This window comes from Nonomuraea dietziae, from assembly GCF_014195505.1.
GTDB classification, from domain to species: Bacteria; Actinomycetota; Actinomycetes; order Streptosporangiales; family Streptosporangiaceae; genus Nonomuraea; species Nonomuraea roseola.
Genome location: NZ_JACIBV010000001.1, coordinates 2,700,555 through 2,715,290, shown reverse-complemented (window position 1 = coordinate 2,715,290; position 14,736 = coordinate 2,700,555). Strand labels below are relative to the sequence as shown.

Annotated in this window: 16 protein-coding genes; 8 read left to right on the top strand and 8 right to left on the bottom strand. The window is 71.0% G+C overall.

What is annotated here, in order from left to right:
- Positions 1 to 33: 33 nt before the first annotated feature.
- The gene (locus FHR33_RS13075) at positions 34 to 516 is read right to left on the bottom strand and encodes a GNAT family N-acetyltransferase (protein ID WP_183646564.1); all 483 of its coding nucleotides are present in this window, start codon (positions 514 to 516) and stop codon (positions 34 to 36) included.
- 54 nt (positions 517 to 570) lie between these two features.
- On the opposite strand from FHR33_RS13075, the gene FHR33_RS13070 reads away from it, so the two are divergent.
- Positions 571 to 1,695: a hypothetical protein gene (locus tag FHR33_RS13070; RefSeq protein ID WP_312895510.1), complete on the top strand. Its 1,125-nt coding sequence runs from the start codon at positions 571 to 573 to the stop codon at positions 1,693 to 1,695.
- Here the strand turns inward: FHR33_RS13070 and FHR33_RS13065 are convergent.
- On the bottom strand, positions 1,653 to 2,678 hold the full coding sequence (locus tag FHR33_RS13065) for a CopD family protein (RefSeq protein WP_183646562.1): 1,026 nt from the start codon (positions 2,676 to 2,678) through the stop codon (positions 1,653 to 1,655). The genes FHR33_RS13070 and FHR33_RS13065 overlap by 43 nt on opposite strands.
- Complete coding sequence (locus FHR33_RS13060) at positions 2,675 to 3,304, bottom strand: copper resistance CopC family protein (protein ID WP_183646559.1); 630 nt, start codon at positions 3,302 to 3,304, stop codon at positions 2,675 to 2,677. Before FHR33_RS13060 ends, FHR33_RS13065 begins: the two co-directional genes overlap by 4 nt.
- A gap of 146 nt (positions 3,305 to 3,450) precedes the next feature.
- Here FHR33_RS13060 and FHR33_RS13055 point away from each other — a divergent pair, with 146 nt between their 5' ends.
- The gene (locus tag FHR33_RS13055; RefSeq protein WP_183646557.1) at positions 3,451 to 4,698 is read left to right on the top strand and encodes an MFS transporter; all 1,248 of its coding nucleotides are present in this window, start codon (positions 3,451 to 3,453) and stop codon (positions 4,696 to 4,698) included.
- Positions 4,699 to 4,702: 4 nt separating this feature from the next.
- Here FHR33_RS13055 and FHR33_RS13050 read toward each other — a convergent pair whose 3' ends face one another.
- The gene (locus FHR33_RS13050) at positions 4,703 to 5,527 is read right to left on the bottom strand and encodes an NAD(P)H-binding protein (protein ID WP_183646555.1); all 825 of its coding nucleotides are present in this window, start codon (positions 5,525 to 5,527) and stop codon (positions 4,703 to 4,705) included.
- 86 nt (positions 5,528 to 5,613) lie between these two features.
- Here FHR33_RS13050 and FHR33_RS13045 point away from each other — a divergent pair, with 86 nt between their 5' ends.
- Positions 5,614 to 6,222, top strand: coding sequence for a TetR/AcrR family transcriptional regulator (locus FHR33_RS13045; protein WP_183646552.1), 609 nt, complete (start codon positions 5,614 to 5,616; stop codon positions 6,220 to 6,222).
- Between the two features lie 30 nt (positions 6,223 to 6,252).
- Here FHR33_RS13045 and FHR33_RS13040 read toward each other — a convergent pair whose 3' ends face one another.
- The 3 genes from FHR33_RS13040 to FHR33_RS13030 form a co-directional block, all read right to left on the bottom strand.
- Positions 6,253 to 7,077 carry a DUF6807 domain-containing protein gene (locus FHR33_RS13040; RefSeq protein WP_312895509.1) on the bottom strand — a complete coding sequence of 275 codons (825 nt, stop codon included), beginning with the start codon at positions 7,075 to 7,077 and terminating at the stop codon, positions 6,253 to 6,255.
- The gene (locus tag FHR33_RS13035; protein WP_183646549.1) at positions 7,074 to 8,117 is read right to left on the bottom strand and encodes a Gfo/Idh/MocA family protein; all 1,044 of its coding nucleotides are present in this window, start codon (positions 8,115 to 8,117) and stop codon (positions 7,074 to 7,076) included. The genes FHR33_RS13040 and FHR33_RS13035 overlap by 4 nt, the downstream gene beginning before the upstream one ends.
- Before the next feature lie 99 nt (positions 8,118 to 8,216).
- Positions 8,217 to 9,233 carry a LacI family DNA-binding transcriptional regulator gene (locus FHR33_RS13030; protein ID WP_183646546.1) on the bottom strand — a complete coding sequence of 339 codons (1,017 nt, stop codon included), beginning with the start codon at positions 9,231 to 9,233 and terminating at the stop codon, positions 8,217 to 8,219.
- A gap of 126 nt (positions 9,234 to 9,359) precedes the next feature.
- Between FHR33_RS13030 and FHR33_RS13025 the strand changes: the two genes are divergently transcribed.
- From FHR33_RS13025 to FHR33_RS13005, 5 genes are read left to right on the top strand one after another with little or no spacing between them, the layout of a single operon-like run.
- On the top strand, positions 9,360 to 10,646 hold the full coding sequence (locus FHR33_RS13025; protein ID WP_312895508.1) for an extracellular solute-binding protein: 1,287 nt from the start codon (positions 9,360 to 9,362) through the stop codon (positions 10,644 to 10,646).
- A 2-nt stretch (positions 10,647 to 10,648) separates the two neighbouring features.
- Complete coding sequence (locus FHR33_RS13020; protein WP_312895507.1) at positions 10,649 to 11,596, top strand: carbohydrate ABC transporter permease; 948 nt, start codon at positions 10,649 to 10,651, stop codon at positions 11,594 to 11,596.
- Positions 11,593 to 12,417: a carbohydrate ABC transporter permease gene (locus FHR33_RS13015; RefSeq protein ID WP_183646542.1), complete on the top strand. Its 825-nt coding sequence runs from the start codon at positions 11,593 to 11,595 to the stop codon at positions 12,415 to 12,417. Before FHR33_RS13020 ends, FHR33_RS13015 begins: the two co-directional genes overlap by 4 nt.
- A gap of 3 nt (positions 12,418 to 12,420) precedes the next feature.
- Positions 12,421 to 13,797 carry a glycoside hydrolase family 5 protein gene (locus FHR33_RS13010; RefSeq protein WP_183646539.1) on the top strand — a complete coding sequence of 459 codons (1,377 nt, stop codon included), beginning with the start codon at positions 12,421 to 12,423 and terminating at the stop codon, positions 13,795 to 13,797.
- Positions 13,798 to 13,835: 38 nt separating this feature from the next.
- Positions 13,836 to 14,456, top strand: coding sequence for a class I SAM-dependent methyltransferase (locus FHR33_RS13005; protein WP_183646535.1), 621 nt, complete (start codon positions 13,836 to 13,838; stop codon positions 14,454 to 14,456).
- Between the two features lie 73 nt (positions 14,457 to 14,529).
- Here the strand turns inward: FHR33_RS13005 and FHR33_RS13000 are convergent, their stop codons facing one another.
- Positions 14,530 to 14,730 carry a hypothetical protein gene (locus FHR33_RS13000; RefSeq protein WP_183646532.1) on the bottom strand — a complete coding sequence of 67 codons (201 nt, stop codon included), beginning with the start codon at positions 14,728 to 14,730 and terminating at the stop codon, positions 14,530 to 14,532.
- Positions 14,731 to 14,736: the final 6 nt, after the last annotated feature.

Below are 14,736 nucleotides of genomic sequence, written 5' to 3'. Positions count from 1 at the left end.
TGTCCCGCCTGTCCCGGCGTGCGCGTGGAAGCGCTAGTGGCGGCGGGCGGCCAGGACGTAGTGGATCTCCTCCAGGCCGTCCTCCACCTTCGCCCGGCCTGAGGCGGTGAAGCCGAAGCGCTCGTAGAAGCGCCGGGCGCGCGGATTGCCCGTCAGGACCCACAGGCCGACCGTCTGGTGCGGGGGGATGTCCGCCACCGTGGCCGTCATCAGGGCGCGGCCCTGCCCTGTGGACAGATGGCCGGGCAGGACGTAGATCGCGTAGACCTCCGCGTCGGAGAACTCGTCGCGGCTGTCGCCGTACATGCTGAACCCGACCACCTCGCCGCCGGACTCGGCCACGATCGCGCGGGTGCGGCCCGAGGCGAGCGCCTGGCGCCGCAGGGCGACGTTGGGCTCGGTGACCGCCAGCCCGTCGAGGTGGTCGTCGTCGATCACCCCCCTGTAGGCGAACTTCCATGTGGCGATCCTGACGCCCTCGATGGCCTCCGCGTCGTCGGGAGTGGCTGTGCGCATGGGGAAATCATGCCTGATTGCGGAGAAGGTAAAGGCCAGGCATGATGTGCTGGCGTGAGAATACGAGCAGCTGTCGAGTGGGCCCTGCCCTACTGGACCCGCGGGCAGGCCGGCCGCGAGACACCACCCGAACTTTTCAAGATCCTTTACTACGGGTGGCTGCTGGCATTCGCCCTGAAGGTGCTGGGCTCCTCATGGGACGTCTCCTGGCACTTCAAGTGGCTGCGTGACGACCTGGCCCCTCCGCATCTGCTCAACTCGGCGGGCACGGCCATCGTGCTGGCGCTGACCATCATCCACGGCTACACCGGTTACGGCGTGGACAGGACCGCGCTGCGGCTGATCCAGTGGGGCACCGGCGTCTTCCTGGTCGCGGTCCCGCTCGACCTGATCAACCACCGCGTCAACGGGCTCGACATCACCTCGTGGAGCCCGTCGCACATCATGCTCTACCTGGGCACCTTCTTCATGATCGCGGGGGTGATCCGCGGCTGGTACCAGGGCTCGGGCGGCAAGCTCGTGCTCGGCGCGCTGTTCGTCTACTTCCTGGAGAACATCCTCTTCCCCGCCCAGCACCAGGAGTACGGCGTCTTCGCCATCGCCGCGTGGGACAGGGGCGCGCCCGAGGCCGAGCCGATCCTCATGCAGTTCGCCGCCGACCAGATGGGGCGCGCTGTGGACCGTGACATGATGGTCGCCTTCTCGCTGCCGGTGCCCGACTTCCTCTACCCGGTCTACTTCACCGTCGCGGGTCTGATCGTGCTGGCGGTGGCGCGCATGATGGTCGGCAGGTTCGGCACCGCGACGCTGGTGGCCACCGTGCTGGTCGCCTACCGCGCCGCCATCTGGCCGCTGCTCAGCGTCACCGGCTTCCCCGAGTCCGCGGTGCCGTTCTTCCTGATCATCGCGGCCGTCGCGGTGGACGTGGCCTTCCTGGTCAGGCTCCCGTACCTGCGGGCCGTGCTCGGCTCCGCGCTGGCGACCATCGCCGTGTACGGCTCGCTGGTCGTCCAGCACGCGCTGCTGGCCGCGCCGCCCCTGGCCCCCTCCTCGGCGGTGTGGGCCGCCTCGGGGCTGGCCATCGCCTGGCTGGTCATGGAGTGGTTCGTGACCAGGTTCGGGCTGCGCGCCGCCGATCAGCCGATCGGGGCGCGGGTCAGCGCGACCGCCACGCCGTAGGCCAGTCCCATCACGACGAGCTCCATCGCCGCCCAGGCCGCGATGGAGCTCTTGCGTCGGGCGGCGATGCCCGGCATGAGCCGCCACCTGATGTTCGCGGCGAGCGGGATCAGCAGGGCCACCAGCGCCACCTTGGCCAGCACGAGCAGGCCGTACTCGGAGGCGACCAGGTCGCCAGGCAGCTCGACGCCGGTGGTGAGCGCCATCGTGGAAAGGCCGCTGACCAGGCCCGACAGCGACACCAGGGCCAGCGAGATGGTGGCGACCTTGGAGAACTTCGGCAGTGCGAGGGCCAATAGGTCGCCGCGGGGCGCGACCATGGCCGCCACCGCCAGCAGCCCGCCGGTCCAGACGGCCGCGCCCATCACGTGCAGCTCCATCGAGATCATGATCGGGTCGTGCCAGACGGAGTCGACCGCGTGCCCCGTCACCGGCACGGGCAACAGGCCGAACAGCGCGATCACGATCCGCAGCTCGGCGGGCACCTTCTCGCCGAACCTGACGGCCAGCAGCCCGATGCCGGCGTAGGCCAGCGCGCAGGCGGTGCTGAACAGCAGGCCCTGGCCCGCGCCCACGGTGCCGACGTAGGTGGCGATCATGCCGAGGCTCGGGACCACGCCCGGGTTCAGCTCGGCGGTGTAGAAGACGATCGTGACCAGGGCGGTGATCGCCCAGATCCACGCCGCGGTGACCGCGTGGGCCCTGGCCCTGCTCATGACGGGCTCGGTGGAGCCGGGGTCGTCGAAGCCCAGCAGCTTGGGGAGCAGGCTGAGGCCCACCACCACGGCGGCGGCCAGGTCGAGCACGACCCTGACGATCGGCAGGCCGTACTCGACGAGGGGGCCTGGCATCGGGATGCCGGGGACGGCCTCCTCCGCGGTGAGCGTGCTGGCCACGACCACGGACACGACGGCGGCCAGGACCAGGCCGCCCAGCATCCGCGCGCCCGCCCTGGCGACGGGCCTGACCTCGGTGACGGTCATTCGGCGGCGTCCCTGTGCGGCGAGGCGGCCGTCTCGTGGCCGGGGGAGCGCTCTGCCGCCTCGGGCGCGGGGGAGGGGGCGGGGCCGGCGCGGCGCAGTGCGACGACCGTGCCGCCGCCCAGCAGGACCAGCGCGCCGACCACCCACACGATGGCCATGCCTGCGCCGCCGTTCGCGGCCGCCTCCGAGGCCTGGGCGCTGAGGTCGGCCGCCTGCGCGGACGGTTGCGCCGCCGGGGCCTCGGAGGAGGCGGCGCCGGTGCCCGCGACCGTGAGGGCGAACGTCACCTTGCCGGAGACGGGGTGTCCGTCGGCCGACAGGATGCGGTAGCCGATCACGTAGTCGCCCGCGGGGCCGAGCGGCCTCAGCTTCGTGACGACCTTGACGCCGCTCACCGACGCCTTGGCCGCCTCCCACCTGCCTCCGCCCGGCCCCGTCACGGTGACCTGCGCGAAGCCCTGCCGTACCGGCTGGTCGAACTCGAGGGTGACCTGTTCGGGCGCGGCCTGGAGCCGCGCCCCCTCCTTGGGGTCGCTCCCGGTCAGCACGTTGTGCGCCTGGGCGGGCGTGACCGCCAGACCCAGCGCGGCACACGCGAGCAGCAGGACCGTGACTAGCCGCCTCACCGATCATGACCTTCCGTAGAACCGCTTCGACCAAGACATGGTCCCACTGGTCACCACCCGCCGTGCTCACAGGTGTGGCCGAGATGATCCTCAGGGCGTAGCATGCGGCGCACCGCGAGTCCCCCATCGTCCCGCGCGGAGGCCGGATGAGCAGCGTCTCCCCACCCACCTCCGGCGACGCCCTCGCCGAGCCCGTGCGCAGGGTGGGTCCCTGGTGGGTCGCGGGCATCGCGACCGCCAACCTGGCCCTGTTCGTCGGCTACTTCGCCCCCTTGCAGGTGCTGCTGCCCGAGCAGATCGCCGTGCTCGCCCCCGACGGCAAGGAGAGCGCCCTGGCCTGGGTGACGGGTGCGGGCGCGCTCGTGGCGATGCTGGCCAACCCGGTCGCCGGCGCGCTGTCGGACCGCACCACGGGCAGGTGGGGCCGCAGGCATCCGTGGACGCTGGCGGGCGCGCTGGGCGGCGGCGCGGCGATGGTGTTCCTCTCCTTCCAGACCAGCGTGCTCGGCATCGCCGTCGGCTGGTGCCTGGCGCAGGCCGCGCTCAACGCCACGCAGGCGGCGCTCAGCGCGGGCGTGCCCGACCGCGTGCCCGTGGGGCAGCGCGGCGAGGTCTCCGGCTGGATCGGGGTCCCCCAGTCGGTCGGCGTGGTGCTGGCCGTCGTGCTGGTCACCGTCGTCGCCTCCACGACCAGGTCCGGCTACCTCCTGGTCGGCGCGGTGGTGGCGGTGCTGGTGCTGCCCTTCGTGCTGACGACCAAGGACCCCAGGCTGACCGAGCGCCCGCCGTTCGACCCGGGGCAGCTGTGGGTGAGGTCGGCCGACTTCTTCTGGGCGTGGATCACTCGCTTCCTGATGATGCTGGGCAACGCGATCTCCACGCTCTACCTGCTGTACTTCCTCACCGACGAGGTCGGCTACGAGAGGCTGTTCCCCGGCGAGAAGGCCAGCGACGGGCTGCTGGTGCTGATCCTGCTCTACACGGGCGCCGTGGTGCTCACCACGGTCGCGGCGGGGGTGGTCTCCGACCGGCTCGGCAGGCGCAGGCTGCTGGTCACCCTCTCGGGGCTGATCAGCGCGGTCCCGGCGCTCATGCTGGCGTTCTGGCCGCAGTGGCCGGTGGTCATGGCCGCCGCGGTGGTCCTCGGGCTCGGCTTCGGCGTCTATCTCTCGGTCGACAACGCGCTGGTCACCCAGGTGCTGCCCACCGCGAGCGGCAGGGCCAAGGACCTGGGCGTCATCAACGTCGCCAACTCGGGGCCCCAGGTGCTCGGCCCGGTGATCGCGGGGCCGATCGTCGCGGGCCTCGGCGGCTACCCCGTCCTGTACCTGACCGCGGGGGGTCTGGCGCTGCTGGGCGCGGCGCTGGTGTGGAAGATCCGCGGCGTGCCCTGACGGCTCACCGCGCGAAGTCGGCCGCGTGGTCGGCGAGATAGTCGGCCAGCGACCTGGGCGCGTGTCCGGTGAGGTCCTCGACCGTGCTGGTGATCCTCGACCAGGAGCTGTCGGGCACCGCCGCCATCATCTCGGCCAGCTCGCGGGCGGTCGCTTCCGGCATCCCCCGGCGCTCCTGCGCGTGCCTGGTCATCTCCTCCACGCTCAGGTCGACGTAGGTCACCGTACGGCCGAGCGCCTCGGTGAGCCGGGCGGCGATCTCCTGCTGGGACAGCGCCTCAGGCCCGGTCAGGACATGGGTCGCGCTCTCGCCCACGGGTCCGGTGAGAAGAGCGAAGGCGACGTCGGCGATGTCGCGCGTGTCGATGTAGCCGGTGCGGCCCGTGCCGTACGAGCCGTAGAAGCGCCCGTCGGCGACCTCGCGCGGCAGACTCTGCATGAAGCCCACGGGTTCGAGGATGGCGTGGGCCGCCCCCGACTTTCTGAGGTGCGCGTCGACCTCGCCGTGCAGGCCGCCGCTGAGCGGCGCGCCCGGGGTGGCGCCGAGCACCGACACGCTCACCACCTGGGAGACGCCCTCGGCGACGGCGCGGTCGATGACCTCCTTGTGACGCTGGACGAAGCCGGGCCACGGCGAGGTGTTCAGGAAGAGCCTGTCGCCCATGGGGACGGACGAGGGCCGCTCGAAGTCGCCGACGGCGTAGTCGACCCCCAGCTCCTCGCCCTGTTCGGCGCGGCGTACCAACGCCAGGACCTCGGCGCCCGACTCGCGCAGCCGGGCCACCAGCGCCCGGCCGATCGACCCTGTCGCGCCCGTCACAACGATCATTGATCCTCCGTAAGTGGACGATGAGATTCCGCTTAGGCCGTGACGGTACACTAACCGGAAGATGGTCGTCCACTTAGGAGGAACGGGTGCGCGCTGACGCCCGCCGCAACAGGGATCGGATCGTGGAGGCGGCGCGGGCCGTGGTGGCCGAGCGGGGGATCGACGCCCCGATGGAGCTCATCGCGCGCCGCGCCGAGGTCGGCGTCGGCACCGTCTACCGGCGCTTTCCCGACCGGAACGCGCTCATCGCGGCCATGGCGGGCCAGTACGTCCACGAGATCGACGACGCGCTCACCAGGGCGGAGGCACAGGAGCCGGGGCCGTGGGCCGCGGTGCGCTCGTTCGTGATGTGGAGCGCCGACCAGGGGCGCGGCGCGCTGGCCGCTGCGCTGGCCGACCTGCCCCAGGAGCTCTTCGACGCCATGCCGGAGTTCAGCAGGGTGAAGTCGGGCATGGTCGGGCGGCTCGACGCGCTCGTGGCCGCGGCGCAGGAGCGGGGCGACATGCGGGCCGACGTCGGCGTGGCCGACGTGATGAGACTGCTGAGCCTGTTCACCTGTCACGCCGACCTGCCCCAGGAGCGCGCGGCCCACTACCTGCTCGTCATGCTCGACGGCATGGAGAAGAGGTCCGACGGGGCGGGGAAGAGGTCCGACGGGGCGGGGGACAGGCTCGACGGCGCGCGGGAGATATGAGGGCCCGGTCCTGAGGGCCGGGCCCTGAGGTCACAGGGTGTCGAGACGCTCCCTGGACCACGCGCCGTTGCCGATGACGACGCGGTAGCTGAGCGACAGCGTCTCGCCGGCCGCCAGGCGCACCTCTTCGGAGAAGGCGATCGACGGGTTGACCGCGGCGAACGGCTCGGAGCGCACGAACCACCTCTGGCCGGGCTCGGAGACGAAGACCAGCGTGGAGTCCCTGTCCACCTCGTCGTGCCTGCCGACGAAGGCCAGCCACGAGGCGGTCCTGCCCATCATCTCCTCGCCGCCCTGGCCGCCGGAGGCCAGCACCCGGCCGCCGGTGAAGGCGCGGGGGCCGCGCCAGAACAGGCCGGTGTAGCCGGCCATCGGCCTGCCGTTGGTGGTCGGGCTGCCGAACAGCAGGTCCTCGCCGCGCACGTTGGTCAGCTCGGTGGCGAACTCCAGCGTCCAGAAGTCCTCGCCCGACGAGGTGGCGATCGTGCGCCGCTCGTCCACCCAGTGCTCGCCCGCCTGCGTCCACCACGTCAGCCGCTCGACGCCGGGCTCCAGCCACTCCTCGTGACGCATGGAGCCGTTGTTCGGCAGCTCCACGTAGCCGCCCTCGGCGTGGACGTAGCTGCCGCCGCCCCAGAAGTTCTGTCCCGACAGCCACGAGGCCGTCATCTGCAGGCCCTTGTGCCAGCGGTGGTCGTGCGGCCGGTAGCCGGTCACGACGTCGCCGTCGAGCGTGCGCAGCGGGTGGAAGTACGGTTTGGGCGACTCGAAGAGCGGCATGTCGGGACGGTAGACGTAGCGCATGACCTCGACGCCGTCGAAGGTCTCGACCAGCTCGCTTCCTGTGTCCTTCACAGCGAGAGTCCTCCGTTCAGCCGGTGGTAGAAGGGACTGCCGGGGGTCAGCTCGGCGCGCAGGACGGGAGCGCCGGTCAGCGCCGAGGCGTACAGGCCCGTCACCAGCTCCATGGTCCTGCGGGCCTCGACGCCGCTGACAGGGGGGCGCTCGCCGCGCTCGAAGGCGTCGAGCAGCTCGCCGAGCTGTGCGGCGTGCGAGCTCGGCACGTCCTGGGGCGGGTTCCAGGCCTGCGAGGTCGAGCTCCAGTCGGCGTTGGCGTAGCCGTACAGGTGCCGCAGCTCCACCGTCGCCTGGGCGAAGTCGAAGCGTAGGTAGCTCTGCTCGCGCGGCGACAGCACGCTGTTGACCACGCTGGCCATCGCGCCGCTGGAGAAGCGGACCATGGCCATGGAGACGTCCTCGGTCTCCACGTCGCGGTCGAGCCGCCCCGCCATCGCCCTGATCTCCTCCCACTCGCCGAGGATGGAGAGCATCATGTCCATCTGGTGGATGCCGTGGCCCATCGTGGGGCCGCCGCCCTCGCTGGCCCACGTGCCACGCCACGGCACCTCGTAGTAGGCCGGCGGGCGGTACCAGGTGGTCTCGCACAGCGCGACCAGCGGGCGCCCGAGAACGCCCTCGGCCATCAGCGAGCGCAGGTGGTGGGCGCCCGACCCGAAGCGGTGCTGGAAGACCACGGAGGAGTACGGCCCCGCCGCCCCCTCCGCCGCGGCGATGGCGTCGAACTCGGCCAGCGACAGGCACAACGGCTTCTCGCACCACACCCACGCCCCCGCCTCCAGGCACTCCACCACCTGGGCGGTGTGCGTGAAGGGCGGCGTGCAGATGTGGACGAGGTCGGGCCGCTCCTTGTCGAGCATGTCGGTGAGGGAGGTGTAGGCGGCGGGGATGTCGTGCTCGGCGGCGAACGCCTTGGCCCTGTCCTCGTCCACGTCCACGGCGGCGACGATCCGCGCCCTGCGGGACTCTCCGCGCAGGGCGGGGATGTGACAGGCTCCGGCGATTCCTCCACTGCCGACAATGGCGACACGGATCATTTCTGGGGGGATCCCTCCGTTAGGCAAGCGCTTTCCCGACCCTAGGCCGGAGGAAGGGGATGTTCAAGGCCCCGGCCTGAACGCGCCCGGAACCAGAGGTCAGGAGGCGCGGGGCGGGGCGGTGCTCTCGCGCACCACCAGCTCGGTGGCCAGCTCCACCCGCCGGGTCTCGGGCTGCTCGCCCCGCCCCATCGACAGCACCGTCCTGGTCGCCAGCGCGGCCATCTCCTGCAGCGGCTGCCGCACCGTCGTGAGCGGGGGCCAGGCCGACCTCGACAGCGGCAGGTCGTCGAAGCCCACCACCGACAGGTCCTCAGGCACCCGCAGGCCCCGCTGCCTGGCCGCCTCGAAGACGCCGAAGGCCTGCAGGTCGCTGCCGGCGAAGATGGCGGTGGGCGGCTGCTCCAGCGACAGCAGCGCGTGCCCCTGGTCGTGCCCGGAGTCGACGAGGAAGGTGCCGCGCCTGATCAGCTCGGGCGCTGACGGCACGCCCGCGGTCTCGAGCGCGGCCCTGTAGCCGTCGATCCTGGCCTGGCTGCACAGCATGTCGGCGGGCCCGCTGATCATGCCGATGCGCCGGTGGCCGAGCTCCAGCAGGTGGCGCGTGGCGGCCAGCCCGCCGTTCCAGTTCGTCGCGCCGACGGAGGCCACCCCCGGCGCGGGCTCGCCCTCGGGGTCGACCACGACGAACGGCAGGGAGCGGGCGCTCAACTGGGCCTGCACCCCCGTCGACAGGCGCGAGGCGACGATGACGACCCCGTCGGTACGGCGGCCGGCCAGCCGCTCCATCCAGTCGGGCCCGGGGCCGGCGTGGGTGTGCAGCACCGAGATGACGACGCTGGCGCCCGCCTCGTGCGCGGCCGACTCCGCGCCGCGCACGATCTCCATCGCCCATGGGCTCTCGATCTCGGCGAAGACCAGGTCGACCAGGCCCGCGCGGCCCTCGTCCTGGCTGACCCTGCGCTGGTAACCGTGCTTGTGCAGCAGCCGCTCGACCCTGCGCCTGGTCTCGGCGGCCACCTCGGGCCTGCCGTTGATCACCTTGGACACCGTGGGGATCGAAACCCCTGCCTCCTCGGCTATCAGGGCGATCGTCACCCGCCTCTTCACTGGCATGTCCGGGAGTGTAACCGAAACTTTCGGCGACGATCCTCGCCTATTGACGGTCAACTACCTCCATACCTACGCTACGAGCGCGAAACATTCGGGGGGTACTCGAAACTTTCAAAGAAGGGAACCCCTGTGAGACGTCATGTGGTGGCAGCAGCGGCGGCGTCGCTGCTCCTGGCCGGTTGTGGTGGCGCGGCCGACACGCAGCAGCCCGCCGGGTCACAGCAGCCGGCGGCGAAGGAGAAGGTCACCCTCGAGTGGTGGCACATCCTGACCAGCGACCCCGGCAAGGGCATCTACGCCAAGTGGGCCAAGGACTTCGAGGCCGCGCACCCCAACGTCACCGTCAAGATCACGGTGCTGGAGAACGAGTCCTTCAAGTCGAAGATGGCCACCCAGACCGCCTCAGGCAAGGCGCCCAGCGTCTTCACCACCTGGGGCGGCGGCGTGCTCCGGCAGCAGGCCGAAGCCGGGCTGGTCAAGGACCTCACCGCCGACGCCGCACCGATCCTGCCGACCTTCAGCACCGCCGCCATGGCCGCCTACCAGATCGACGGCAAGGCCTACGCCATCCCGACCGACATCGGGATGGTCGGCTTCTGGTACAACAAGAAGCTCTTCGCCAAGGCGGGCGTGAGCGAGCCGCCCGCCACCTGGAGCGCCTACCTCGACGCGGTGAAGAAGCTCAAGGCGGCGGGCGTCACCCCGATCGCGCTGGCGGGCAAGGAGAAGTGGCCTGGCCACTACTACTGGGCCTATCTCGCGATGCGCGTGGCCGGGCTCGACGCGCTCAAGCAGGCCGCCGAGACCAAGGACTTCACGGGGCCCGACTTCGTGGCGGCGGGCACGCACCTGAAGGCGCTGGCCGACCTGCAACCCTTCCAGACCGGCTTCCAGAACGCGAGCTACTCCACCCCCAGCGGCCAGGCGGCCGCCGTCTCCAACGGCAAGGCCGCGATGGAGCTGATGGGCCAGTGGGCTCCTGACGTGCAGAAGAGCTCGGGCAAGGGCCTCGGCGAGGACCTCGGCTTCTTCCCCTTCCCCGCCGTCGAGGGCGGCAAGGGCGCGATCACCGACGCGTTCGGCGGCGGCCAGGGGTTCGCGGTCGGCGCCGACGCCCCCGCCGAGGCGGTGGAGTTCCTGAAGTTCATCTCCGACCCCGCCAGGCACCGCGAGGCGATCACCAACGCCTTCGCGCTCCCCGTCATCAAGGGCACCGAGGACGCGGTCACCAACCCGGCGCTCAAGCTGGTGGTGGAGAACCTGACCGGCGCCAGCGGCTTCCAGCTCTACCTCGACCAGGCCTACCCGCCCGCCGTCGGCCAGGAGGTGAACGACAGCGTCGCCCAGCTCATCGTGGGCGGAAAGACGCCTGAGGAGGTCGTCAAGTCGATCACCGAGACGGCCAAGTCGGAGTGAGCGTGGTCAAGACCGCTCCGGGCGTCCTGCCCGCCCTGCGCGTGGCGGCCCAGCGGCCGCCCCGCGCCAGGCGCGGGCTGACCATCGCGCTGTTCCTGCTGCCCGCCGTGGTGCTGTTCGCGCTGCTGGTGCTGGCCCCGATCCTGCTCGCCTTCTACGCCGGCTTCTTCAAGTGGAACGGCATGGGCGGCCTGCCCCAGGACTTCGTCGGCCTGGACAACTACCTGCGGCTGTTCGCCAGCGAGGTCTTCGCGGGCGACCTGCGCAACATGGGCTTCCTCGTGCTCGCCTCGCTGGCGGTGCAACTGCCGCTGTCACTGGGCATCGCGCTGCTGCTCAACCAGCGCCTCAGGGGCAGGGCGGGCTACCGGCTGCTGTTCTTCGCGCCGTACGTGCTGTCGGAGGCCGTCACCGCGGTGCTGTTCTCGATGATCCTGGCGCCGGACGAGAGGGGCCTGGCCAACGCGATCCTCGGCGCCTTCGGGCTCTCCTCCACCTGGTTCGCCGACACCTCCACCGTGATGCCCGCCCTGTTCCTGGTCATGACGTGGAAGTACTTCGGCTTCCACACCCTGCTCTACCTGGCCGGACGGCAGAGCATCCCGAAGGAGCTGACCGAGGCCGCGCAGATCGACGGCGGCACCCCCTGGCAGGTCTTCAGGCACGTCACGCTGCCGCTGCTCGGCCCGACGATCAGGATCAGCGTGTTCCTGTCGGTCATCGGCACCGTCCAGCTGTTCGACCTGGTCTGGATCATCACGGGCGGCGGCCCCAGCCACGCCTCGGAGACCATGGCCGTCACGATGATGGAGTTCGGCTTCAAGCGGCTCCAGATCGGCTACGCCAGCGCGATCAGCGTCGTCATGTTCGTGCTCAGCCTCGTCTTCGCGCTGTGGTACCAGCGCTTCGTGCTCCGCCGCGACCTGGAAGGAGCGACGGTCAACCGATGACGACCAAGCTCAAGCACCTGCCGCTGCACCTGGTCGCCGCGCTGCTCGGCGCGTTCGTCGCGGTGCCGCTGATCTACGCGGTCGTCGGCGGGTTCAAGGACACCGCCCAGCTGTCGACCAACCCGTTCGGCCTGCCCGACCCCTGGCGTACGGGCAACTACACCGAGGTCCTCGCCGCGCCCGAGTTCTGGCGGCAGCTGGGCAACAGCGTGTTCATCGCGCTGGCCACCACGCTGCTGGTGGTGGGCGTCTCCGCGCTGGCCTCCTTCGTGCTGGCCCGCTTCGCCTTCAGGGGCCGCGAGGCGATCTTCACCCTCTTCGCGGTCGGGTTGATGTTCCCCTTCGCGGTGGCGATCCTGCCGCTGTTCGTGCTGCTGCGTACCTTCGGGCTGCTGGACAACCCGCTCGGCGTGATCCTCGCGCAGGCCGCCTTCGGCCTGCCCATGACGATCATCATCCTGCGCGCCTTCTTCCGCACGATCCCCAACGAGGTCGAGGAGGCGGCCACCATCGACGGCTGCGGCCCCTTCGGCTTCTTCTGGCGGATCCTGCTGCCGATGGCCAGGCCCGCCCTCGCCACGGTGTCGGTGCTGGCCATCGTCGGCAGCTGGAACAACTTCATGCTGCCGCTGGTCGTCTTCACCGACCAGCAGTGGTGGACCATCCCGCTCGGCGTGCAGCAGTTCCAGGGCCAGTACGCCTCCGACACCGCCCGCATCCTCGCCTACATCGTCCTGGCCATGGTTCCCGCCCTGGCCTTCTACGCGGTCGCCGAACGGCACCTGGTCAGCGGTCTCACCGCCGGCGCAACGAAGGGATAGAGAGTGACTCTGCACGTGTCAGGAGAGCGCCTCCTCACCGCCGACGGCGCTCCCGTACGGCTGCGCGGCGTGGGGCTCGGGGGCTGGATGAACATGGAGAACTTCATCACCGGCTATCCGGCCAACGAGTCGGCGATGCGCGAGGCCGTCACGGGGGTGCTCGGGGAGGAGCGCGCCGAGCTGTTCTTCGACAGGCTGCTCACCGCCTTCTTCGGCCCCGGCGACGCCGCGCTGCTGGCCGAGCTCGGCATGAACTGCGTGCGCATCCCCGTCAACTACCACCACCTCGAGTCCGACAGCCGCCCCTTCGAGATCATCGAGCACGGCTTCCGCCACCTCGACCGCGTGATCGACCTGCTCGGCGAGCACGGCGTCTACAGCGTGATCGACCTGCACGCGCTGCCAGGCTCGCAGAACCAGCACTGGCACTCCGACAACCCCACGCACCTGGCCGCCTTCTGGCAGCACAGGCACTTCCAGGACAGGGTGGTCAACCTCTGGGAGACGATCGCCGACCGGTACAAGGACCATCCGTGGGTGGCCGGGTACAACCCCGTCAACGAGCCGGGCGACCCGTCCGGCAAGGTGATCGGGCCGTTCTACGACCGGCTGGTCAAGGCGGTGCGCGCGGCCGACCCCGGGCACGTGCTGTTCCTCGACGGCAACACCTACTCCACCGACTTCTCCGTCTTCAGGGAGGTCTACGAGAACACCGTCTTCGTCTGTCACGACTACGCCCTGGCCGGGTTCGCGCACGGCGGCCCCTACCCGGGCATGACCAGAGGCGAGTGGTGCGACCGCGAGCAGCTGGAGCGGGCCTTCGACAGGCGGACGACCTTCCAGCGGCAGACGGGCACGCCGCTGTGGGTGGGCGAGTTCGGACCCGTCTACACCGGCGACCCCGTCGTGGACGAGCAGCGCTACCAGATCCTGCGCGACCAGCTGGAGATCTACGACGCGCACGGGGCGGGCTGGTCGCTGTGGACCTACAAGGACGTCGGCCTGCAGGGGCTGGTGTGCGCGTCGGGGCCGTACGGCGAGCGGTTCGGCGCCTTCATGGACAAGAAGCGCAGGCTCGGCGCGGACCGCTGGGGCTCGACGATGGAGGAGTCGGCCGACGAGCTGGCCCCGCTGCACCGGCTGGTCGAGAGGGAGTTCGCCGGATGGCGTCCCTATCCGTGGGGCGCCCGCTACACCACCGACGACCTGATCAGGCACATCCTGCTGGCCCAGGCGCTGCTGCCCGAATACGCGGCGCTGTTCGGCGGGCTCGACGACGACGGGCTGCGCGCGCTGGCCGACTCCTTCGCGCTGGAGGCCTGCGCGCGCCGCGAACCCCTCCTGGACCTCCTGCGAACCAACCTGCGAGGCACGTCGTGACGCCCGCGTCGCCAGGGAAGGGCGGGTAGCGTGAGGAGGTGTCCGACTTCCAGCATCCACGACTGGCACGGATCTACGTCGACGCCTCGAGGATCGCCGACGAGCGGGGCGGCGCCGCGCACCGCGCCCGCCTCGTGGCCGGCCTGTCGGGGCGGGTGATCGAGGTCGGCGCGGGCAACGGCCGCAACTTCGCGCACTACCCGCAGGCGGTCACCGAGGTGGTGGCGGTCGAGCCCGACGACACCCTGCGCGCCCACGCCACGCGGGCGGCGGCGGCCGCGCCCGTGCCGGTCACCGTCGTGGCGGGCCACTCCGAGGCGCTGCCCGAGGGGCCCTTCGACGCCGCCGTGTGCTCCCTCGTGCTGTGCAGCGTCCCCTCGCCCTCCAGGGCGCTGGCCGCGCTGGCGCGCGTCCTCAGACCAGGCGGGCAGCTGCGCTTCTACGAGCACGTCCGCTCGGCCAACAGGGTGTACGGCCTGCTCCAGGATCTCATCACGCCGGCGTGGAAGGTGATGGCGGGCGGTTGCCATCCCAACCGCGACACCCTCGCGGTCATCAGGCGGGCGGGGTTCGCGGTGGAGGAGGCCGACAGGTTCGCCTTCGCTCCGCAGAGCGGCATCCCGCCCATGGCCCACGTCCTGGGCAGGGCGAGGCGTTAGACACCGGCGAAGGGCGTCACCGTGTACCGGTCCCGCCCGGGAGCAGGCGGGACCGGCATCCGGGTTTCACCCGCTAGCTCGATCGCTGCCCGCGTCGCAGGGGGAGCTGCGACTTGGCCAGCCGCTTGGACTGCGCGCCGCCTCCCGTCGTCCGTTCTGTCGCGGCCCCCGACTCGTGCGTGGCCTTGGAAGGCTTGGGCGTCGATGACTGACGGGTCTCGGTGCCGCCGCGCGAGGCGTGCTGCTCGCGGGTCTGCCGTGACTTGGAACTCACACAATC